This window comes from Gemmiger formicilis, assembly GCF_018784445.1.
Lineage (GTDB): Bacteria > Bacillota > Clostridia > Oscillospirales > Ruminococcaceae > Gemmiger.
Genome location: NZ_WQOH01000004.1, coordinates 407,115 through 427,386, shown reverse-complemented (window position 1 = coordinate 427,386; position 20,272 = coordinate 407,115). Strand labels below are relative to the sequence as shown.

Sequence of the window (20,272 nt, the reverse complement as noted above, 5' to 3'; positions counted from 1 at the left end):
AGGTGTAGGGGCCGGGCATGCCCGGCCCTCGCGTGGAAGGCAGACGGCTTCTTACCGCAGGGCTGTGGGCCTCATATGTGCGGCCCCTGCACCTCGGCCTTGCGGTTCGCAGGAGCGGACTCCATATCCGCCCGCGGCCGCCTCCGTTACATCTTGTGATCCGCAAAAATCGGGTCGTCCTGCCAAAGGACGATCTTTCCCGCCGCGCGGGTCTTGTTCATGTCAATGATGCGCTGGTTGCTCGAACCGCGGAACCGCAGGCTGATATCATACTTGTCCTGCACAAATTCGCCGTCCACCAGCACATCTATATATTGTAGGAACTCGTCCGTGACCTCGCAGCGGCCGCAGCCGGGCTGCCAGACCTCGTGTTCGAGATTGTTGCCGGTGTAGCACCAGATGGTCTTACCCGGGCAGCGGGCCTTTACCTCTTTGATAAAGGGCAGCAGCGCATGCTGGTTTTCCGGCTCCAGCGGCTCACCGCCCAGCAGCGACAGACCGTTGATGTAGCCGGGGGCCAGGCTCTCGATGATTTGCTCCTTCACCGCGTCGGTAAAGGGCGCGCCATAGTTGAAATCCCACGCCACTGCGTTGAAACAGTTGGGGCAATGGCGGCGGCAGCCCGAGACAAACAGGCTGGTGCGCACCCCTTCCCCGTTGGCAATATCACAATATTTGATGGTGGCGTAGTTCATGGCAGTTCTCCTGTGGGGCATCCCCATATCTTGTGTAAGGGCTTGGGGCATACCCCAAAACCTTACCTAGTATACCAGCTTTACCGACATAATGCAACCGTGAAAACAAAATGCAATGGCTTGTTTTCTGCGATACAGCGTCATTTTGTGTAGAACCGCTCAAAATCACTAAAAATTCCGCCTCATTTTTGGCAGTATCCTTTTTGCACGTTGAGGCGACGAAAACGGAATATTTTGTTCTTTGAATATCATATAACACAATATCTAGTGGTTTCATCCATTGACTTTTCCCTCTGGTTGCGGTATTATAGTCTTGCTCGCGAAACGGGCTTTGTACAGCCCGGCAACAGATACGTGTTTTATACAGTGCGTATTACCATGTTCCGCATCTGTTTATTCTATTATAAAAAGAGGAGTCACCATGAAGATCATCAAGCGCAACGGCAGCGAAGCTGTCTTTGACATCACCAAAATCATTTCGGCCATCACGAAGGCGAATAAGGTCGTGCCCGAGGCCCAGCGCTTGACGAAGCAGCAGATCATCGAGATCAGCGACCATGTGCAGGAGGTCTGCTATGCCCGCGGCCACGCCATGAACGTGGAAGAGATTCAGGATATCGTCGAGGATGCCATCATGGCCACCGGCGCGTATGAGGTGGCCCGCAAGTACATCACCTACCGCTATGTGCAGAGCCTCAAGCGCACCCACAACACCACGGACGACAAGATTCTGTCCCTGATCGAGTGCAACAACGAGGAAGTCAAGCAGGAAAACTCCAACAAGAACCCCACCGTCAACAGCGTCCAGCGCGACTATATGGCCGGTGAGGTCAGCAAGGATCTGACGATGCGTATGCTGCTTCCCCCGGAGATCGTCAAGGCGCACGAGGAGGGCATCATCCACTTCCACGATGCCGACTACTATGCCCAGCATATGCACAACTGCGACCTCGTCAACCTGGACGATATGCTGCAGAACGGCACGGTCATTTCCGGCACTTTGATTGAGAAGCCGCACTCCTTCTCCACCGCCTGCAACATTGCCACGCAGATCATCGCGCAAGTTGCGTCCAGCCAGTACGGCGGCCAGAGCATCAGCCTGACCCATCTGGCCCCCTTCGTCGATGTCAGCCGCAAGAAGATCCGCCGCGATGTCGAGGCCGAGATGAAGGACCTGGGCATTGATCCCGGCGAGGAAAAAATCTCCGAGATCGTCGAGAAGCGCCTGCGCGAGGAAATCAAGCGCGGCGTGCAGACCATCCAGTACCAGGTCGTCACCCTGATGACCACCAACGGCCAGGCACCGTTCATCACGGTGTTTATGTACCTGAACGAGGCCGGTGACAACCAGCGTCTCAAGTCCGACTTGGCCATCGTCATTGAGGAAATGCTGCGCCAGCGCTACCAGGGTGTCAAGAACGAAGCCGGCGTCTGGATCACCCCTGCCTTCCCTAAGCTGATTTACGTCCTGGAGGACGACAATATTTACGAGGGCCAGCCCTACTACTACCTGACCAAACTCGCCGCCAAGTGCACCGCCAAGCGCATGGTGCCCGACTATATCAGCGAGAAGAAGATGCTGGAATACAAGGTCGATGCCAACGGCGAGGGCCACTGCTTCACCTGCATGGGCTGCCGCAGCTTCCTGACACCGTACATCGACGAGAACGGCAAGCCCAAGTATTACGGCCGCTTCAATCAGGGCGTTGTCACCATCAACCTGGTGGATGTGGCTCTGTCCAGCGGCGGCGATTTTGATAAGTTCTGGCAGCTGTTTGACGAGCGCCTGGAGCTGTGCCACAAGGCCCTGATGTGCCGCCATAACCGCCTGAAAGGCACCCTGAGCGACGCCGCGCCCATCCTGTGGCAGTACGGCGCATTGGCCCGCCTGAAGAAGGGCGAGCCCATCGACAAGCTGCTCTACGGCGGCTATTCCACCATCAGCCTGGGCTATGCGGGCCTGTATGAGTGCTGCAAGTATATGACCGGCAAGAGCCACACCGACCCCGCCGCCAAGCCCTTTGCACTGAACGTGATGCAGCATATGAACGACGCCTGCGCCAAGTGGAAGAACCAGCACAATATTGATTTCAGCCTGTACGGCACACCGCTGGAATCCACGACCTACAAGTTCGCCAAGTGCCTGCAGAAGCGTTTCGGTGTGGTGCCGGGCATCACTGACCACAACTATATCACGAACTCCTACCACGTCCACGTCACCGAGCATATCGACGCCTTCACCAAGCTGAAATTCGAGAGCGAGTTCCAGAAGCTGTCCCCGGGTGGTGCCATCAGCTACGTGGAAGTACCCAATATGCAGGATAACCTCGAAGCTGTCATCAAGGTCATGCAGTTCATCTACGAGAACATCATGTATGCCGAGCTGAACACCAAGAGCGACTACTGCCAGGTCTGCGGCTACGACGGTGAAATTCAGATTGTGCCGGAGGACGGCAAGCTGGTCTGGGAGTGCCCCAAGTGCCACAACCGCGACCAGAACAAGCTGAACGTTGCCCGCCGCACCTGCGGCTATATCGGCACCCAGTTCTGGAACCAGGGCCGGACGGCAGAGATCAAGGATCGAGTGCTGCATCTGTAAGAGGTAAGTAAAATGAGAAAGCTGATTGCAGTTGCTGTGGCGGCAGCCATGGCTGCATCTTTGGTTGCTTGCGGAAGTTCAGCGGAGACAGCGTCTGCTGCCGTCAGTGAATCGAGCACAGCAAGCAGTTCTGGAACGATGGATACCAATACAAGCAGTGAGGCTGTTGTTTCTGCTGATGCAGTAACGCCTGAGCCGGAAAACACCATTACCTATGACCCTGATTTTCAGGCGCAGATTATCGCTGACAACGATACTTGCACATTAGCACTCCAGGGCGTGGGGTACGATGATGATTACGGTTATTATTGGAAACTTTCCTTCAAAAACAAAACTTCTGATAAAACACTTTACGTCATGCCCAGCTGCGAGGAATTGAATGGTATGGATGCAGACTTTTCCTGGATACCCAGTGTAGAACCGGGGCAAGAAGAAACAAAAGAAGTCAAATGGGATGCACCGGGCCTAAAGATTTACAGCATCAACCCGCAGGATATCAACACTGTAAACATTCATTTTGACGTGTACGATGAAGCGGAGTGGAACGTTGACCATAGAGTAGACCCTGTCGATGATGATTTTGTTATCTACCCCAAGGGTGAAGAAAATGCAGCCCCGGTAAAGCGTGAAATGCAGCCGACGGACTATGTCTTGGTCGACAATGAGTATTGCACGATGGTGATATGTGGCTTTGACCCGGATGGTGTGTATGGTTATACGGCCAAGGCCTATATAGAGAACAAATCGGATGAGGATATATCCCTTAGCTTCGGAATTGGCTCCATGAATGGTCTTGAGTGTCGTCCCGAAGGAAACGTCGGAGTGGATGCTCATTCTAACGCCTATACAGATATCTACTATTATGACTATCTGGATACTTACAAAGCCAATGGCAAAGACCCAGCTTCGATTACCGAAATTGTAATGCCGATTATCCTTGAAGCCAGCCCAAGCCGTACGATCGTTGCGGAAGAGACTTTTACTTTTAACCCGCAAAATAATACAGTTGCCTCTAATTAAGGTTATATGATATGCAAGAAGAAAGCCGTTTCCACGAAATAAGTGAAAACGGCTTTCTTGGTGTTGACATACCCCCGCCTGCTGCGCTATAATAGCGGCATTATGCGAAAAAAGGAAGTACCTGTTTTATGGATACAAGAAAGGCGAAACGCGGCTTTACGCTGGTGGAATTGATTGTAGTGTTGGTGATTCTGGCGGCGCTGGCCGCATTGCTGGTGCCCGCACTGACCGGGTATATTGATAAGGCAAGGAAGAGGCAGGTCATTGCGGAGACGAGGATGCTGCACACGGCGATACAGACAGAGATGAGTGAGTTGTATGCGAAGCCAGAGTGGCAAGGATATGTTCCCACCATAGATGGACGTGAAATTATTGCAGGAAAAAATGCAGCTGACGCCAACAAAGCCAATCGCTACAACGATATTGTAGACCTTTCGGAACTGTCATCCCTTACTGCCGATGGAAAAGGCGCATTCGGTGCATATGTAACAGATACAGGGAAAGTAGGTCTATTGGTATATTATGATGGGAAAGGACACGTTGGTGTATACCTCGCGCAAACACAAGAATATCTTTCTTTCAGCACAGAAGAAGCCCCTGATTACAGCGCTTATATATTCCAAGGGGTTCAATATATCAAAGAGTATTTGACAGATCCTTATGGTGTCAAGTTCTATAATACCTTGTTGGAAAAGGCAACTATTATTGGAACGATTTGTGGATAAGGAATAATGTTTACATAGGTTTTCCCCGGAGGGGTCAAGCCCCTTCCCAATTAGGCGGATGTAGTGGTACAGTTGCGGGCCGGGCATGCCCGGCCCCTACATGGGCGGTGGATGGCGTATCTTGTGCCGCCCGCAAAGTACCCGAGAAGGGATGAATTCCTCCCCATACCCCTTATATGCACAAAAAACGGCAGCCCATGGCGGGCTGCCGTTTTCTATTGGCAAACTTATTTTGCGTACTCGGTGGCGCGGCTCTCGCGGATGACGCTGACCTTGATCTGGCCGGGGTAATCCAGCTCGTTTTCGATCTTCTTTGCGACATTGCGGGCCAGCAGAATGACCTCGTCGTCGCTGACCTTGTCGGGCTGAACAAGGATGCGCACCTCGCGGCCAGCCTGGACGGCGTAGGAGCTTTCGACACCCTCGAAGCCGTTGCAGAGGGCTTCCAGCGTTTCCAGACGCTTGATGTAGCTCTCCATGTTCTCGCGGCGGGCACCCGGGCGGGCGGCGGAAATCGCGTCGGCGGCCATAATGATAAACGCCAGTGTGGTTTTCGGCTCCACATCGCCATGGTGGGCCTCGATGGCGTGGATGACCTGCGGGTTTTCGCGGTACTTCTTGCAGATGTCGACGCCGATCTGGACGTGGCTGCCCTCAATCTCGTGGTCGAGCGCCTTGCCGATATCATGCAGCAAACCGGCACGGCGGGCCAGCTGGACATTGACACCCAGCTCACCGGCCATCAAGCCAGCCAGCCAGGCCACTTCCAGAGAATGGCTCAGCACATTCTGGCCGAAGCTGGTGCGGTACTTCAAACGGCCAATGAGCTTGACCAGGTCGGGATGCAGGCTGTGAATGCCCAACTCCATAATGGCTTTGTCGCCCTCGCGCTTCATCTGAATTTCCAGTTCGCGGCGGCACTTGTCGACAGTCTCCTCAATGCGGGCCGGGTGGATACGGCCATCAGCAATCAAGCGTTCCAGCGCCATGCGGGCGACCTCACGGCGAGTCTGGTCAAAGCTGGACAGCGTGATAGCCTCCGGCGTGTCGTCAATGATGAGGTCACAGCCGGTGGCGGTCTCCAGAGCACGGATGTTGCGGCCCTCGCGGCCAATGATGCGGCCCTTCATCTCGTCGCTGGGCAGCGGCACAACGCTGACGGTGGCCTCGCTGGTGGCGTCAGCCGCGCAGCGGGCAATGGCCTGGCCAACCAGCTCACGGGCGAGGTTGTCGCACTCGTCCTTCATGTTAGCCTGGTAGGCGCTGATCTTCATGGCCTTTTCGTGGGTCAGCTCGTCGTCCACCTGCTTCAGCAGCACGGCGCGGGCGTCCTCTTTGGACATGGCGGCGATGGTTTCCAGCTTTTCGGTCTGGCGCAGTTTCAGCTGTTCCAGTTCGTCTAAGCGGGCTTCCACCGTCTCGCTGCGGCGCTTGAGGTCCTCTTCTTTGCGCTCCATCTGGGTGGTACGCTTGTCAAGAGCTTCCTCTTTCTGGTCGATGCGGCGCTCCTGGCGGGAGATTTCGGCGCGGCGATCCTTGATTTCCTTGTCGGCGTCGCTCTTGAGTTTGAAGGCTTCGTCCTTCGCTTCGATGATGGTTTCCTTGCGCTTCTGCTCGGCAGCCTTGATGGCATCGTTCACGATGCGTTTGGCTTCCTCTTCGGCGCTGCCGATCTTGGCTTCGGCAGTGCGCTTGCGGTTCTCGCCGCCGAGGTAAAAACCAAGCGCCCCAGCAGCAACAGCAGCAACAAGGACCAGCACCACGGTCAAAATTGGTGACATAGTCGGTTTCACTCCTTGATTTAACTAGGAGGATGCGGCGCAGCGGGACGCTTAACTTATGATATTGTTACAGTAAAAGACGCGGCAGGTCGGCCAAAAAGGCGCACAATGCCCCTGCACGCAGAATATACACAGAACCGTCAAAAAAGACGTTGAATATCGTAAAAAGCGGCGTTCCCGGTGGGCGACACCCTTTAAGGAACCACGCGCAGGGCACACCTGCCGTCTGGTTCTTTATTTCCTAGTTCTAATTTTACTTTGATTTAGTGCTTTTGTCAAGAAGAAGCCGGGGTCAAAGTGGTATTTTTCATGCAAAACGCCCCTATTTTATACTGATATCGCAGATACGTTAAAAAGCAGCAAAAAGCAGTTGCCAAAGCTGCGATTTACACATCAGCTAAAAAACAGGGATAGCCTCTTACCAAGGCCATCCCTATTTTTTTGCGTTTTCTTTCAGCAGCATTTCCGCCGCCTATTCTGCTTATGGTATCCGCACAACCCACGGTCCGGCTCTGTAATCGACTGATACCGACCCAGCCCACTGCTTCACGCCTTAAATAAAAACGGAGCCGGCTTTCGCCGGCCCCGCCTACTTTACCGAGGCTAATTTTATTTTACCGGTGTCTTAGAGCTGTCACGCATCATCTTTGCGAAGATATTCTAATGCTTTTGTTTCTAACATTTTAAAGCGTACGCTCTTTATCGATTTGGATTGCTTTGTTCAGCAGCTCTTTTTATTGTATGCGTGGACACCTTCCACAAGAGATCAGATAATCATGGCAATACTGTTGGAGCTAACCATGCCAAATGCAACCAGTGCCGTACCAATAAATACACCAGGCCAGATGCTGTTGGTCTTTCTGCGGATAAAAATTGCCAGACCGGAAGCCACGCAGAACTGCAGCAGCACATTAGAAAGGAGCAGCATGTAGAAGTGTGCAAAATGACCTGTGTAGAACGGGCGGTTCAGACGCAGCGTTACTTCATAGAAGATGAAGAGCAGCAGCATACCCACCATGCCAATGCAGGCGCCCAAAATAACCGACTTGGTCATATCCTTACCTTTGCTGACATCTCCGCGGAACTGTAAAGTATTGCCTGCAAGCGTAACCAGCAGGAAGTATGGCAGCATACCAAGGCAATACCAAGGCATCGTTGCACATTTGGCGTCATTCAGCAGACGGAAGCTGATACTGAGGCCGTGAACATCTGTATCCGCATAGCGATAGATCAACATCAGGACAAAGTATCCCAGCATAAACAGGATCAGTGCAAAGACGGCAGATTTTACAATATAACCAATGTGTACTTTGGTATCACTACCTGTGGCAAGGCCGTAGCTGGAAACATTGCAGCCTTTCTTTTTGCCATACATAAAGTGGTACGCAAGGAAGAATACCAGCATGCCGCAAGCCGCGAACAGGCTCCAGATCAGAAAGCCATTGGGGGTAGTACCCAGCTGGAACAGTTTATTAGAAGCCATCTGGTTGCCGACCGCTGTACCGGGGAAGAAGAACAGTACCGGAATCAGTGCCAGAATAGCAGCGCAGATCCACCAGCCCTTTGACTTAAAGGCAAATCCTGCTGTAACCTGCGGGGCAGGCAGCTTCAGGGACGAGAACAGGTCAGAATCCAGCAACAGATCTGCCACGCAGAACAACATCATAACGATGCCAATGATCACAACAAACAGCGCCACAAAGTTCCAGCCGTAGATCATATTGCTTACAGGAAGCGGATTAGGTGCTTCCATGCTGTTCATGGCGGAGTCCACTACCAGGCGGACAAACTGCCCCCAGTACATATCATCTGCATGCGTCTGGTTGACCACATAGAAGATGCGTGCATTGTGGTCTTCCCACGAGCCATACAGTTTGTTGGGTTCGATCTCATCCGTGCCGAACAGTTCTGTCAGGAACGGATCTTTAAACAATTCATCAATCTTATTGACGCGCGCCAACAGACCTTCATCATGCTGCCCGGAGATCTGTACAAAGTCCAGGTTGTAGGTGGGCATAGCCTCGCTGTAAATAACATCAGAAATGACCAGGGAAACCTGACGTTTGGTTGACAGGCAATAGCTGTAAAGCGAACCCATGGAATGTCCGCCCACGCCAATCTGGGTTGCGTCTACGAATGGCCGATTTGCCAGATAGTCGTAGACTGTTTCCAGCTCCATAGCACCGTGGTTCGTCCAATACTGCGAAGCATTATCAACTTCCGTATCGCCACAGCCGGTATAGTCCACCAGTGCTACCACAAAGCCACGGCGTGCAATCTCACTGGCCCAGGGAGTAAGCAAATCGGACGGGCTGTCACCACCGGGGCAGATAATCATGGCCGGGGCAGGTGCCTCCTGCGTTGCCGTTTTGGGGATATAAATTCTTGCACTTACCGTATAACCATTGTCATTCATCAGATAGAGGCGATCTGTTTTAATTTTTCCAAAATCCGTGTTGATTGCGTTAGAAAAGAAACTGCCAACCAAAATCAATACGAATGAAATCACCAATAAGATAGAAGTACGTTTTCTGTGTGTCATCGTTTATCCTTCTTTCCATTTTGATTGAAAATGTGTGTGCTTTGGCTGCAAGCACCGCTTGCTACGATGGATACAATTTTGTTCTGTACCTTTTCACCACCTTGTGTTCTTGATTCTTCTATTTGCGTCAGTCAATCTAACTCTCCGCTTCTTCGCTGTGCAGGCAGTGTCGCGATCACCAACCATGCAGCCAGGAAGAAAAAGGTCATTCATACAACTAGCAGGATTTCCGCTCTCCTGCAATTTGTGCATTTTACATTTAAATCATTGCTTTTCTTGAATCTTTGTGTTAATATTATACCATTCTGACACCGAATGAAAGCAATTCTTTTCCCATATATGGACATTTATTGACATAGTGGATTGTGAGAACCTGTTATGCTTGCAAAATTTGAAAAACGCGCCTATGTAGGCAGTGAAAAAGTGTGGGTCGGCAAGTACAGAAACCTGCAGAATATATCCCACTGGCACATGGAGCATGAAATGATCGTTTGTATGGAAGGCTGTGCCCAGGTCATGGTTGCCGACACAACTTACACTCTTCTGCCCAAGAGTGTCATTTTTTGCCAAAGTGGGTGTGTGCATTACATCCATACCGATCCTGATTGTCTGCTGCTGGTATGCTTATTTGATGAGAAACTCTGTGAACCGCTGACACATCCTTATCAGCTGTCAACGCCGCTTTTTCAGGATCACTATAATGTTCTGGAAAGGCTCACTGCCATTCGGCAGGAGCTTTCGGAACAGCCTCGCTTTTTTGAGGTCCGCACAATTGCCATGATTGAGGAATTGATGACGGACATCTTTCGCAGCGAACCCCTTATCGCAAACGATCAGCAGCCAAGCGAAGTCACCGCCCGTTACAAACAGCTTCTGGACCGCATCGACCACGAATTTTACAGCATTACCTTTTACGATGCCGCCCTGTTTATGAATGTTTCGGAATCTTACTTTTCCCGCTACTTCAAACGCCAGGCGGGCATGACCTTTTCGCAATATCTGAATGTTGTGCGGATTGAAAAAGCTGTGCAGATCATCAATGCCGAGCCAGACTTGAAGGTAACCGATGTCATGTCGCGCTGCGGCTTCAACACCATTCGCAGCTTTAACCGGGCCTTCAAGCTCATCACCGGTTACACACCGCGTACAATTCCCAAAGGATATGTACTGAACACACGATCTTTCCCCGCAGTACAAGGCACTTTTGACCCCACCCTTGCCGAGGCTGAATTACTGGCAGAATAATATAATGTCACCTAAAAAGTGCCGTGCGAATGGGAATCTACCATTCGCACGGCACCATTTGGATTATCCTTGCTTTTATTATTTTGTGCCGCGGTAGGCCCCGGCCTTGCGCAGAATGTCCTTGACGACCTCCGATCCGCAGACCAGTCCGCAGGCGGCGGGCACAAAGGCATTGCTGGCGGGCACGGTGCGCCGTGCGGCAACCGGGGCCTCGCTCGTCTCATCTGCCAACGGCGGCAGGGGCGGCTCCTCCGAAAAAACGACCTTGACCTTGCCCAGGCGGCGCTTGCGGCACTCGATGCGGATGACCTTTGCCAGCGGGTCAACGGTGGTTTTCTCGATATCTGCCACCTTGAACGCTGTCGGGTCCAGCTTGTTGGCTGCGCCCATGCTGCACAGAATCGACACCCCGGCCTCTTTGCAACGGCGGATCAGCAGCAGCTTGGCGCTGACCGTGTCGATGCAGTCCAGCACGTAATCAAACTGCGTCAGGTCAACATCGGCGGCTGTTTCGGCGTTATAAAACATACGGTTGGCGTGTACGACGATGGTGGGGTCGATATCCGCAATGCGGGCGGCCATAGCGTCCACTTTGTATTGACCAAGCGTGGAGTGCAGCGCCACCAGCTGGCGGTTCAGGTTGGAGAGCGCGACGATGTCGCTGTCAAACAAACTCAGCTCCCCTACCCCGCTGCGGGCCAGCACCTCAACGGCCTGGCCGCCGACGCCGCCGATGCCGAACACGGCCACATGGGCCTTGCGCAATGCGTCCAGCGCGGGCGTGCCCAACTGGGCGCGGGTGCGAGTGTATTGGTCAGGCATGAATGGTTCCTCCCTTATATTCTATGCCGCCCAGTAGGAGCCGGACATTTCCGGCCCGCGGCTTCACGGCAAACGTTCTGTATCGGTATGGCTGAGGGCCGGGCATACCCGGCCCCTGCGGTTCATTTGTTTTTTCGTTTGGCACGCCGTTCCAACACCGTCTCATAGCTCGACGACATCTTGTCGGCCATGCAGACCAGCGCGGCCTCGCGGCTGTGGGGGATGTCGGTGGGGGTCAGCGGCCACATATGGCTTTGGATAATGTCCTTTTCCTTGTCGGTCAAGGCAAACACAACTTCAGCGTTATAGCGTGCAATGCGCGGGTGCTTAAAGCCATGCCAGTGCGTGATATTGCTGCAATTATGCCAGTCATACAGGTAAAAATCATGCAGGAACGCACCTTTTACCAGGCTGGCCTCGTCGGCGTGGGCACGCAGATGGATGTTGAGCCAGAATGCAATGCGCGTGACCCGCATACAATGCTCGTAGGTCGTCACACTGCCGTGCTGGATGAACTTTTGCATTTCCAGCGCGTTGGGGTCGTCGGCAATGCCCTTTAAAAGGATGTGCATACGCACTTCTTCCTCGGGTGTCAGTCTGCAGAACATAGCAATTCTCCCTGTGTGTAACTTTTATCGAAAAAGTCACTTGACCTTTACATTACTTCATTGGCATCTGTCACAATGGCATTGAAGATTCACAGCTGCAAACAGATGCAATCTGTGACAAAATTGGCATCCATATCAAGGTCTTGACCATTGAAGTCTATGGGAACAAGTCGGTATAAGGCCTTTTCTACCTATATAATGCAAGGCAAGTTTCATCTTTTTTCTTTGCCAAATAGAATGCCTCCCTTCTACATATCACTAGATCCAGCCATTCTTTTTAAATTTCTCAATTTGAGCTAATTCTTCCTCAGATGGTTCGCCCGCCTTACACTCGCTGACCGGAGTGTTTAAATATTCGTTATTCCATCTGTTCATGATTTTGACAACCTCATCAGATACACGAATATCACGTTTCGTGATGGATTCCAGATTCCAATCCATTACATCAGAGGTTCCCATTGCCTTAGTAATTACAATTTGGGAAGCTGTGTACTCTTTTTTCTTCTTGCCAAAATATCCATTACCAGCGACAATGTTCAGCTTCTTTTCAAATGGGAGCTTATTGCCTATATGCTCAATTTTCTCTTTGATGGTTGCGTCTGGCTCATCCGGAAAATAATTCGTCTGCCACTTCTGTGGAAAGATATGCTCTATCTCCCACTTAGCCGGAAGCAGATCATCCTGATGTTCATACGCAAGCGTCTTCAGAAGCATACGCACTACATTACGATTCGGATTCTGGATATATGGCTCCAGCTGTGTCATATCGACAGTCTTAAATTCAAACGCAGGTATATCCGATGCTACAATTGCAGAATTCAGCTTTAGAATATCCGGCTTTACAGCATTGATCGTCGGTATCATCAAGTATTTTGTCATCAGCTCCATGAGCAGCTTATTCAAGAACCGAGCAAATCGTGTTTCAAAATTTTCTTCATTCCTGTAGCAAACATAGTAAATAACAACCGGGTATTTCCAGTACTCGTTCGGATATGAAGTCAGAATATCCAGTGTCTGCCTAATTTTAATATTCTTGGACCAGGCTTCATCTTCAAGTTCCTCTCCTTTGTTTACAACCTTCCACAGATTCAGGATAACAAAAAGAGTGTCCAACAATTCAGGCTTATACAAGCGCTCAAACTTATTAGCCGCATAATACTTCCTGACGCCAGGAGTAGTCGTCTTCGTATCCTTATCCAGTGCGCGATAATAAAACATATTATAGTAGAACAGCTGCTGGATGCTTTCATTAGCATCTGTAGACTGCTCATCTAAATCTTTCCAGCGGTCGATAAATGCCTTCTTATCATCCGGCGCAAGCTGGTTGTAAATCTTTGCCTTAAAAATATCTGCGTCCGACAGAGGAAGACCTCTATCATTCAACGTTGAGAAAATAGTCAACGCAGTATCCTGGGTGTCTGCTGTGATAGGAAGCAGAATAGCCTGGTTCAAGAGCGCATAGATAAACTGATATACCATCAATGGATTCTCTGTGGAATGCTTATCAAACAGCTCTTGAAAATGGCGATAATTCTTTGAATAGTTATCTTTCGCATCCTCATCCGCTTTTCCGGTTTCCAAGATTGATCGCAGAATTTCATTTCCTTCGTTATTCACAACACGTGAGGTCAAAAGGATATTTTTGAAATCCACCGTTCCAGTAAGTTTATTGGTTCTCCAGATAGTAGGCTCAATCTTTCCAATAAAGTTATTAGCCTCTGCCGTTCTCTCTGATGCAGGCGTAGCAACAAGCTTCGTATAAATTGCACGTAGCAACAGAAACAAAGACGTAATACGCTGCTGTCCATCAATTATTTCCTGCTCACCATCTTCATTTTCGTAGGAAACTACACTTCCGAGGAAATAGGAACTCTCTCTTTCTGTACCGCCACTTGTAGCAGTAAAATCCCATAAATCCTCAAAAAGTGTTTCTACCTGTTCATCCGTCCAAGCATATGGTCGCTGGTACTCAGGAATGACAAACGGTTTTGATTTTCCGCTACCCAGGAGCGCTTCCACGCTTTGTTTATTTACTTCTATCGTTGTTGGCATGTTTACGCCCTCCTATCATTCATCTTCAAAAGTATCCACATCTATATCCTCCGAATCAAAGATTCCCATAGGATACTCACGAATCCATCCAGTTATATGAAGCACCTTTGCCGGATTGGTTGTCACCCTTTTTCGTTTTCCAAAAATCATCCCAAAACGCCTGACATCTAATCCACTGTCTCAAATCGTGACATCTAATCCGAGGTTACAACCTAACACACATTTTGCCGTAGATATGTTTCCGTATAAGAAAGCCGGGCTTTTTCAGGAGTCTGTCTTCTAATTCCAACTTCCGAAAAAGCCCGGAAATACGCCGCTTTCTGGCACTTGATTTTATTTCCTTGACATCAAGACTACTGTCTCGACGGTTGTTTCAGTTTCCAAGGGAAGTTCTTTCACTTCCTCGCCATCAACAGGCACAGGGAAATTGAATACAATCTTCTTTATCCAGCTTCCGTCTTTTCTCTTTTCCGGGAACATCTCAATTCGCTCGATAAAGGCTTTCATAAACTCTTTCTGTTCCGCTTCTGTTGCGGAATGGTAGACTTCATCAAATGCCAGTAAGAGCCGATAAATGTTATCGCCGGATATTTTCTCCTGCTGGATACTGCGTATCTGACTTTGCAATTCGCCAATCTGAACTTCGATTTCCTCTATCGTATCATACTGCTCATCATAGCGGCGTTGCAAGTCCAAAATCTTTCTGTCATAGTGGGCATCGTTGATGTCCAAGGTATCCATCTGACGCTCCAAGCGGCTTTTCGTTCCAAAGGCTTGCTTTAGCTGCCCTTGCAGGACGGCGATCTGCTTTTCCATATCCTCTGTATCAACCGCTGTTCCGATTTTCGCTTGAATTGCTTCTACAAATCGGGGATTGTTGACCATAGCGGAAATAATCTTCGCCACAAATTTGTTGATCTCTGTCTGTTCGATATTCAGCCGGAAACTGCACTCATGCCCTGTCGGCGTAACTGTATTTTTGCAGTAGTAATAATACCGTGTTTTCTTGTCCTTGCTATGAGCCTTGGCAATATTGCCGTACATACTCTTTCCGCAGCATGGGCATTTCAAGATACCGGACAGGATGTGTGCGTGGTCTGGATTGTTGACCTTTTCCCGCTTAAAGGAATTGATCTTGCGCTTTTCCTGTGCCAGATACCAATCCTCTTCAGAAATGATAGCTTCGTGCTGTCCTTCATAAACCGGAAACTCCGACTGCTCAACCACGTGAATCTCGTTTCTTGTACCCTGTTTCTTTTCAGTTCTTCGTCTGCCGTAAGCAATCTTTCCCATATAAACAGGATTGTACAATACATTTTTCACAAAATCTCTTGAAAATCCCGGAATGGTATTATTCTGTCTTAGTTTCTTTACATAACCATTGCGGTTCAGATATTTTGCAACTCCTGCAACACCCTCGTTTGTATGAATATAACGATCATAGATTACTCGGATAACTTCCACTTCATCCTCTGCAATGACAAGGTTTCCGTTTTCCAGTTTGTATCCATAGGGAGCGAAACCGCCGTTCCATTTGCCTTCACGAGCCTTTTGCTCCCGTCCTGCCATTGTCTGTGTGCGGATATTTTCTCGCTCAATCTCTGCCACCGCAGACAGCACAGAGATCATCAGCTTTCCGGCATCCTTGGAGCTGTCAATGCCATCCTCCACGCAAATCAGGTTGACACCAAAATCCTGCATGAGCTGCAAAGAGTTCAGAACATCGGCTGCATTTCTGCCAAATCTGGAGAGCTTAAAGACAAGCACATAGGAAACGCCGTCTTTGCAGTCCTGGATGTCGTTCAGCATCCGTTGAAACTCCTGCCTCCCTTGGATGTTCTTGCCGGAAAATCCTTCGTCAGAATACTCCCCGGCAACGACCATATCCTCGTATGCCGCATACTTCCGCAACTTGTCCCGCTGGGCATCCAAGCTGTATCCGTCTACCTGCATGGAGGTGGACACTCTCGTATATAGATAACATTTAAGTTGCTTCTTTTTCAGAATCGCTACCTCCTTCGCTCATTTCTTTTACCATCAATCCCTCGTTGCGGATATAATACTCCAAAAGTCTAAGCACATAATCCGGTGCATGGCGGTTGTCCAATTCCCACTCGGTCATAGTCCGGTAAGGAATATGGACGAGCTTGCAAAAATCTTTCCGGTTCAGTCCTGTGCTTTCACGCAACTTAATAATTCTGTTTTTACAATCCATTCGTCTTTTCTCCAAAAAAGCAAAAATACACGTTGCGTACATATTATAGCATAGCCGCAACAAGTACGCAACGTGTAAATTGTAAATTTTTACGCAGCCTTATCCGTCAAAGGCTGCGCTTGCTTATCATCCTTGGAACACTCCACCGTTTGTGGAGTATCCTGCTCTAATTTATCCAAAACCTGATGCCCGTACTTCTGGAGCATCTGGCTCATAACATCCACACAGCGGTCAAATGCCGCATTATATTTCGCTTCCTCATAATATTTCTTCAATAGGCAATTCCTCCATCAAAGTTCCATATCCTGTCCACGCTTCTGGGCAGGGTGTTTGTGTTCCTGCGTTTCCTTTCCTCTGATGAGGATAGAATTGATAAAAGCCCGAACCCTTTCGGATGCAATTTCCAGTGCATCCAGAAAAGGCTGGGCTTTCTGTTTCAGTTCCATATATTTTTCGCTTACTGCTTCATACCGCTGTTTCCAGATGGAAACCGTCTTTTCAGCGGAAGCCAGTTTCTCCTTCAAGCGCTTGTTGTCAGCATTGGCGATAATGCCGTTGACCGCATAGCGTTTGAGCGTGTCGCATTCATCCGGTGTCAGCGTGATATTATTTCCGAATGTGGCTTTCTTTCCCATCGTTTCAATCTCCTGCACCGTCAGAGCAACGGTCTTTGCTGTTTTGGTTTCCTTTTGCAGAGCTTCCAGTTTCTTTTTCTGTTTCTCCGTGGCAGCTTTGGCATTCTCCAACCCCCGCTTCGCCTGTGCCACCTGCCCGGTCACAGCTTCCAAGCGCTGCTGTTCTGCCTGCACCTTGAACTGGGTCACAGTCAGATGTTCCTCTGTACTGCCACGCTCTCCACGCTCCACATCGGTATATCCGGCATTTCGCATGAAATGAAAAAAGTCATCCTGCAACACACTGTAGGACGACTTCAAAATCTTTTTTCCTTTTGCGTTCAACATTGGATTACCATCCTTGTCAAGCACCGGCTTGGACTCCCATTTTTTACTGCGGCTGACCTGCGTGATCGTTTCCTTTACCGTTCCCCGGAGGGATTCATCCTTACATCGCTTCGACCACAGAATTTGCTTCTCTACCACCGGGATATAAACCACATGAAGGTGGTAGTGGTACACATCTTCGCCCAGAGCTTCGGACATTGCCTGGTTGCGCTCGTCGGCGTGCATCACAGCGGATAGGATATACTGCTCACCGCCTACGATCTCCACGGCGGCTTTATAGGCATCGGCATAAAACTGTTTTGCAAATTCATAGCCGCCGTGATTGTAGAAGTAAGCAGAGTTCACATCAAAGATCAACTCACCGTATTTGACGGCATCCGGTTTCAGACCTCTGGTGGAGATCACGCCATCCTGTTCCATCTGCTCGAACATTTTTACATAATCGTCAGTGGGAGACTTGAAGTGAACATTCAGCGCAGTACGTTCCGGCACGATGTCCTGATTGCTGTAGCTGTCCTTTTCACGCTCATTGTGTTCCTGTACCTTCGCCACATCAGCCGGTGTTTCCAAGTCCTGATTTCTGGCTACGGTACGGTCTATTCCATCATTTCTTGCCATTGGATTTTTCCTTTCTTTGAGATTTGCAGACAGCGGAAGGCTGGAGAACGGCACTTTTTCAAAGTGTAATAACCCACTATGACACTTTCATCCATACTGGCTGCAAAGTGCCGTGGGCTCTCCGAGGGCTCTCCCGAGGGGGAATGCGGTCACTGCGGTGACCTCTGCTGACCAAGGCGAAAATGTCTGCGCCTTTTCCCATGGTCAGCCCGTCTGCATGAAGCTGTTCTGTGTCAACTTCCTCTTGCAGTCGGTGTCCACAGACACTTTTTCAAAAGCCTGTGGACATAGAAACAGCCCGAACGAGAGGATGTGTGCTGTTTCTATAACAAGCGTTTTACGCTCTTTTGCTGCGTACATACATACCAGCAATGGGATTTACTCGACCTGCCGCCATTCCTCCGGAATGTCCTCCGGTACGTACGTACACGGCGAATCTCCGTAAAACCCATTTATATGAGGTCGTGCAATGGCTTCCACTCCCATGAATCCCCACACCCGCCGTCCGGCTGAGTTGGTGATGTTGTTGCAATGCTCCAGATTGAATTTCTTGGCATTGGCAATCATGGCGTCGCTGAAGCTGCGGGCTTTCAGCGGAGCAAGAGAATTTTCCTCGCACCACATCCGATAGATTTCATAGAAATCCTTGGAGCTGATGGACGCATCCGCTTTACGCCGGATGTATCCCTCGGAATCCATGAAATCAAAGATATTGTTGTTGTCACGTTTGACCGCTTCCCGGTTTTCCCGGATACGGTCACTCTCCGTAAACTTAAAGTTGTTGGCAACAAGCCGCTGCAAGCCTTCAAATGCCCACAGGAAGATACCCTCGGCTTCAGCTTTCATCTTCTCTGCAAGATCAGGATCGTCAGCTCTGTCCACCGGCTTTTCCTTGGTGGTCAGCACAAGCTGTCTGCGATAAAATCCGTCACTGCGGTCATACAGGGCTTGCAGATCACCGTTACTGAATGCCAGCAGCCGGGCGAACATCCAGCCCTGATAACTCTGCTTGCCTTTACGTTCCAAATCCATCTTGCCTTGTGCTGTCACGATGGATTTTACATAGTTGGTCTGGCGCAGAGCTTCCATCCGCATATCATCATCTACGCACAGCAGGATGTGCTCCAGATCGGCACGGGCAAAGCGGTTTTCAGAAATCTTGCCGATGCTGCCGTCCTTCATGTTTGTGCCAAAGATAGCCGAAAGCACCGCACCGATTTGGGATTTACCCTCGCCACCGTTGCCCTTAATCACCATCATGCGCTGTCCTTTGTTGGAGGGGATCAGGCAATAACCGATAAACTCCTGCAAGGTGGGAATGTCTTCCGCATGGAGCAGTCCATTCAAAAAGTTCAGCCAGATCACGGGCGCAGGAGCATCGGGATTGTAGACAACAGGCAGACGGCTTCGCACGATAGCCGGTCTGCCCTCGGTAAATGTGCCGTTCAATAGCAGCGTACCGTTGAACACATGGATGCGATCCTGCTCCGGTGGGAAGTCAGGCACTTGCGCTTCCAGTTTCAGCACTTCCAGAATGTTGGTGATCTTCCGGGGGATGTTGTTCACGGCACAGAATTTCAGCTTGTCGTAAATCTCCCCACGCAGTGGGAGATCGTCCGTCACTCGACCATCGGGCGTAAAAAAAGCTCCGTTTGCGAAGATGATTCTGCGCTCATGCAGAAATTCTTCACAAAACAGAGCTTCGTTGATGTTCTGCCCATCAAACCAGACAGGCAAATTCATATTAGGCGTTTTCCGGTTCTTCGCCATGGTGCGCCACCTCCTTTTTCTTTCGTGTGATGTACTCTTGCAGAAAAGTAATTTTTCCCTCCTTCATCAGCTCGTCCACCAATGCCACCCGCTCTTCCAGATCACCCACGGTCAGCACATCTGCCATATATTCGATAGGACAGTGCATCTGGCAGGCTTCCACAAAACGATCATCCAGAGCCTCCTCCGGTGTTTTGGGTGCATACCGCACTTTCCAATCTTCCAGCAGATGCAGATAATCCGTCAGCACCCGGAAACACAGCATTTCATCCTCCCGGAACTGACGGATATAAGGACGCTTTGGCTTGACCATAGCTGCGACAGTGGGCGGTTTCGGGTCAAGTCCGAAGTCCGAAGCCAGCTTTTGCGCTGCTTCATAGCTGCTCATATTGAACAACCTTGCCACAAGGTCGATCACATCTCCCTTTGCTCCACAGCCGAAGCAGAAGAAATAGTCCTCATTCAGCTTCAAGCTCGGATGCCTGTCATTGTGGAACGGGCAGCAAGCCATACCGTTTCGGTTGACTTTCAGCCCGTAGTGTTCGGCGGCTTGCTTGACACTGATTGCCGCTTTGATGGTTCCATAGATTGTCATAAAAAACCCTCCGTTCATAATAT

Annotated in this window: 17 protein-coding genes; 4 read left to right on the top strand and 13 right to left on the bottom strand. The window is 50.1% G+C overall.

The window, feature by feature from the left end:
* Nucleotides 1-146: 146 nt before the first annotated feature.
* The gene (nrdG, locus tag GPK89_RS02165; RefSeq protein WP_215691358.1) at nt 147-695 is read right to left on the bottom strand and encodes an anaerobic ribonucleoside-triphosphate reductase activating protein; all 549 of its coding nucleotides are present in this window, start codon (nt 693-695) and stop codon (nt 147-149) included.
* Nucleotides 667-972: a hypothetical protein gene (locus tag GPK89_RS02160; RefSeq protein WP_215691356.1), complete on the bottom strand. Its 306-nt coding sequence runs from the start codon at nt 970-972 to the stop codon at nt 667-669. The genes nrdG and GPK89_RS02160 overlap by 29 nt, the downstream gene beginning before the upstream one ends.
* A 144-nt stretch (nt 973-1,116) precedes the next feature.
* On the opposite strand from GPK89_RS02160, the gene nrdD reads away from it, so the two are divergent.
* The 3 genes from nrdD to GPK89_RS02145 all read left to right on the top strand — a co-directional run bounded on the left by nrdD (nt 1,117) and on the right by GPK89_RS02145 (nt 5,039).
* Nucleotides 1,117-3,294: an anaerobic ribonucleoside-triphosphate reductase gene (gene nrdD / locus GPK89_RS02155; protein ID WP_215691354.1), complete on the top strand. Its 2,178-nt coding sequence runs from the start codon at nt 1,117-1,119 to the stop codon at nt 3,292-3,294.
* 12 nt (nt 3,295-3,306) lie between these two features.
* On the top strand, nt 3,307-4,314 hold the full coding sequence (locus GPK89_RS02150) for a hypothetical protein (RefSeq protein WP_215691352.1): 1,008 nt from the start codon (nt 3,307-3,309) through the stop codon (nt 4,312-4,314).
* Between the two features lie 128 nt (nt 4,315-4,442).
* A complete protein-coding gene (locus tag GPK89_RS02145) occupies nt 4,443-5,039 on the top strand; it encodes a prepilin-type N-terminal cleavage/methylation domain-containing protein (protein ID WP_215691350.1) in 597 nt (198 codons plus the stop codon).
* A 227-nt stretch (nt 5,040-5,266) separates the two neighbouring features.
* On the opposite strand, the gene rny is transcribed toward GPK89_RS02145, so the two are convergent.
* Together rny and GPK89_RS02135 are read right to left on the bottom strand one after the other, a co-directional pair.
* The gene (rny, locus tag GPK89_RS02140; RefSeq protein WP_215691349.1) at nt 5,267-6,820 is read right to left on the bottom strand and encodes a ribonuclease Y; all 1,554 of its coding nucleotides are present in this window, start codon (nt 6,818-6,820) and stop codon (nt 5,267-5,269) included.
* Nucleotides 6,821-7,586: 766 nt separating this feature from the next.
* Nucleotides 7,587-9,362: an alpha/beta hydrolase family protein gene (locus GPK89_RS02135; RefSeq protein WP_215691348.1), complete on the bottom strand. Its 1,776-nt coding sequence runs from the start codon at nt 9,360-9,362 to the stop codon at nt 7,587-7,589.
* A 378-nt stretch (nt 9,363-9,740) separates the two neighbouring features.
* On the opposite strand from GPK89_RS02135, the gene GPK89_RS02130 reads away from it, so the two are divergent.
* The gene (locus GPK89_RS02130) at nt 9,741-10,607 is read left to right on the top strand and encodes an AraC family transcriptional regulator (protein WP_346344813.1); all 867 of its coding nucleotides are present in this window, start codon (nt 9,741-9,743) and stop codon (nt 10,605-10,607) included.
* 78 nt (nt 10,608-10,685) lie between these two features.
* On the opposite strand, the gene GPK89_RS02125 is transcribed toward GPK89_RS02130, so the two are convergent.
* The 9 genes from GPK89_RS02125 to GPK89_RS02085 all read right to left on the bottom strand — a co-directional run bounded on the left by GPK89_RS02125 (nt 10,686) and on the right by GPK89_RS02085 (nt 20,249).
* Nucleotides 10,686-11,429, bottom strand: coding sequence for a tRNA threonylcarbamoyladenosine dehydratase (locus tag GPK89_RS02125; protein WP_215691346.1), 744 nt, complete (start codon nt 11,427-11,429; stop codon nt 10,686-10,688).
* Between the two features lie 122 nt (nt 11,430-11,551).
* Complete coding sequence (locus tag GPK89_RS02120; RefSeq protein ID WP_215691345.1) at nt 11,552-12,037, bottom strand: HD family phosphohydrolase; 486 nt, start codon at nt 12,035-12,037, stop codon at nt 11,552-11,554.
* A gap of 258 nt (nt 12,038-12,295) precedes the next feature.
* A complete protein-coding gene (locus GPK89_RS02115; protein ID WP_215691344.1) occupies nt 12,296-14,089 on the bottom strand; it encodes a DUF262 domain-containing protein in 1,794 nt (597 codons plus the stop codon).
* Between the two features lie 333 nt (nt 14,090-14,422).
* Nucleotides 14,423-16,093, bottom strand: a complete 1,671-nt coding sequence (locus GPK89_RS02110) for a recombinase family protein (protein ID WP_215691471.1) — start codon at nt 16,091-16,093, stop codon at nt 14,423-14,425.
* Nucleotides 16,074-16,304, bottom strand: coding sequence for a helix-turn-helix domain-containing protein (locus GPK89_RS02105; protein WP_055058967.1), 231 nt, complete (start codon nt 16,302-16,304; stop codon nt 16,074-16,076). The genes GPK89_RS02110 and GPK89_RS02105 overlap by 20 nt, the downstream gene beginning before the upstream one ends.
* Nucleotides 16,305-16,393: 89 nt before the next feature.
* Nucleotides 16,394-16,579: a hypothetical protein gene (locus GPK89_RS02100; protein WP_007488117.1), complete on the bottom strand. Its 186-nt coding sequence runs from the start codon at nt 16,577-16,579 to the stop codon at nt 16,394-16,396.
* Between the two features lie 15 nt (nt 16,580-16,594).
* Nucleotides 16,595-17,884: a plasmid recombination protein gene (locus GPK89_RS02095; RefSeq protein WP_055058966.1), complete on the bottom strand. Its 1,290-nt coding sequence runs from the start codon at nt 17,882-17,884 to the stop codon at nt 16,595-16,597.
* A 378-nt stretch (nt 17,885-18,262) separates the two neighbouring features.
* Nucleotides 18,263-19,654 carry a DNA primase family protein gene (locus GPK89_RS02090; RefSeq protein WP_215691343.1) on the bottom strand — a complete coding sequence of 464 codons (1,392 nt, stop codon included), beginning with the start codon at nt 19,652-19,654 and terminating at the stop codon, nt 18,263-18,265.
* Nucleotides 19,629-20,249: a CHC2 zinc finger domain-containing protein gene (locus GPK89_RS02085; protein ID WP_055058964.1), complete on the bottom strand. Its 621-nt coding sequence runs from the start codon at nt 20,247-20,249 to the stop codon at nt 19,629-19,631. Before GPK89_RS02085 ends, GPK89_RS02090 begins: the two co-directional genes overlap by 26 nt.
* Nucleotides 20,250-20,272: the final 23 nt, after the last annotated feature.

Bases quoted from the DNA above. Each gene is read 5' to 3' on its own strand.
- nrdG (WP_215691358.1), bottom strand. From the start codon at position 695: ATGAACTACGCCACCATCAAATATTGTGATATTGCCAACGGGGAAGGG.
- GPK89_RS02160 (WP_215691356.1), bottom strand. From the start codon at position 972: ATGAAACCACTAGATATTGTGTTATATGATATTCAAAGAACAAAATAT.
- nrdD (WP_215691354.1), top strand. From the start codon at position 1,117: ATGAAGATCATCAAGCGCAACGGCAGCGAAGCTGTCTTTGACATCACC.
- GPK89_RS02150 (WP_215691352.1), top strand. From the start codon at position 3,307: ATGAGAAAGCTGATTGCAGTTGCTGTGGCGGCAGCCATGGCTGCATCT.
- GPK89_RS02145 (WP_215691350.1), top strand. From the start codon at position 4,443: ATGGATACAAGAAAGGCGAAACGCGGCTTTACGCTGGTGGAATTGATT.
- rny (WP_215691349.1), bottom strand. From the start codon at position 6,820: ATGTCACCAATTTTGACCGTGGTGCTGGTCCTTGTTGCTGCTGTTGCT.
- GPK89_RS02135 (WP_215691348.1), bottom strand. From the start codon at position 9,362: ATGACACACAGAAAACGTACTTCTATCTTATTGGTGATTTCATTCGTA.
- GPK89_RS02130 (WP_346344813.1), top strand. From the start codon at position 9,741: ATGCTTGCAAAATTTGAAAAACGCGCCTATGTAGGCAGTGAAAAAGTG.
- GPK89_RS02125 (WP_215691346.1), bottom strand. From the start codon at position 11,429: ATGCCTGACCAATACACTCGCACCCGCGCCCAGTTGGGCACGCCCGCG.
- GPK89_RS02120 (WP_215691345.1), bottom strand. From the start codon at position 12,037: ATGTTCTGCAGACTGACACCCGAGGAAGAAGTGCGTATGCACATCCTT.
- GPK89_RS02115 (WP_215691344.1), bottom strand. From the start codon at position 14,089: ATGCCAACAACGATAGAAGTAAATAAACAAAGCGTGGAAGCGCTCCTG.
- GPK89_RS02105 (WP_055058967.1), bottom strand. From the start codon at position 16,304: ATGGATTGTAAAAACAGAATTATTAAGTTGCGTGAAAGCACAGGACTG.
- GPK89_RS02095 (WP_055058966.1), bottom strand. From the start codon at position 17,884: ATGGCAAGAAATGATGGAATAGACCGTACCGTAGCCAGAAATCAGGAC.
- GPK89_RS02090 (WP_215691343.1), bottom strand. From the start codon at position 19,654: ATGGCGAAGAACCGGAAAACGCCTAATATGAATTTGCCTGTCTGGTTT.
- GPK89_RS02085 (WP_055058964.1), bottom strand. From the start codon at position 20,249: ATGACAATCTATGGAACCATCAAAGCGGCAATCAGTGTCAAGCAAGCC.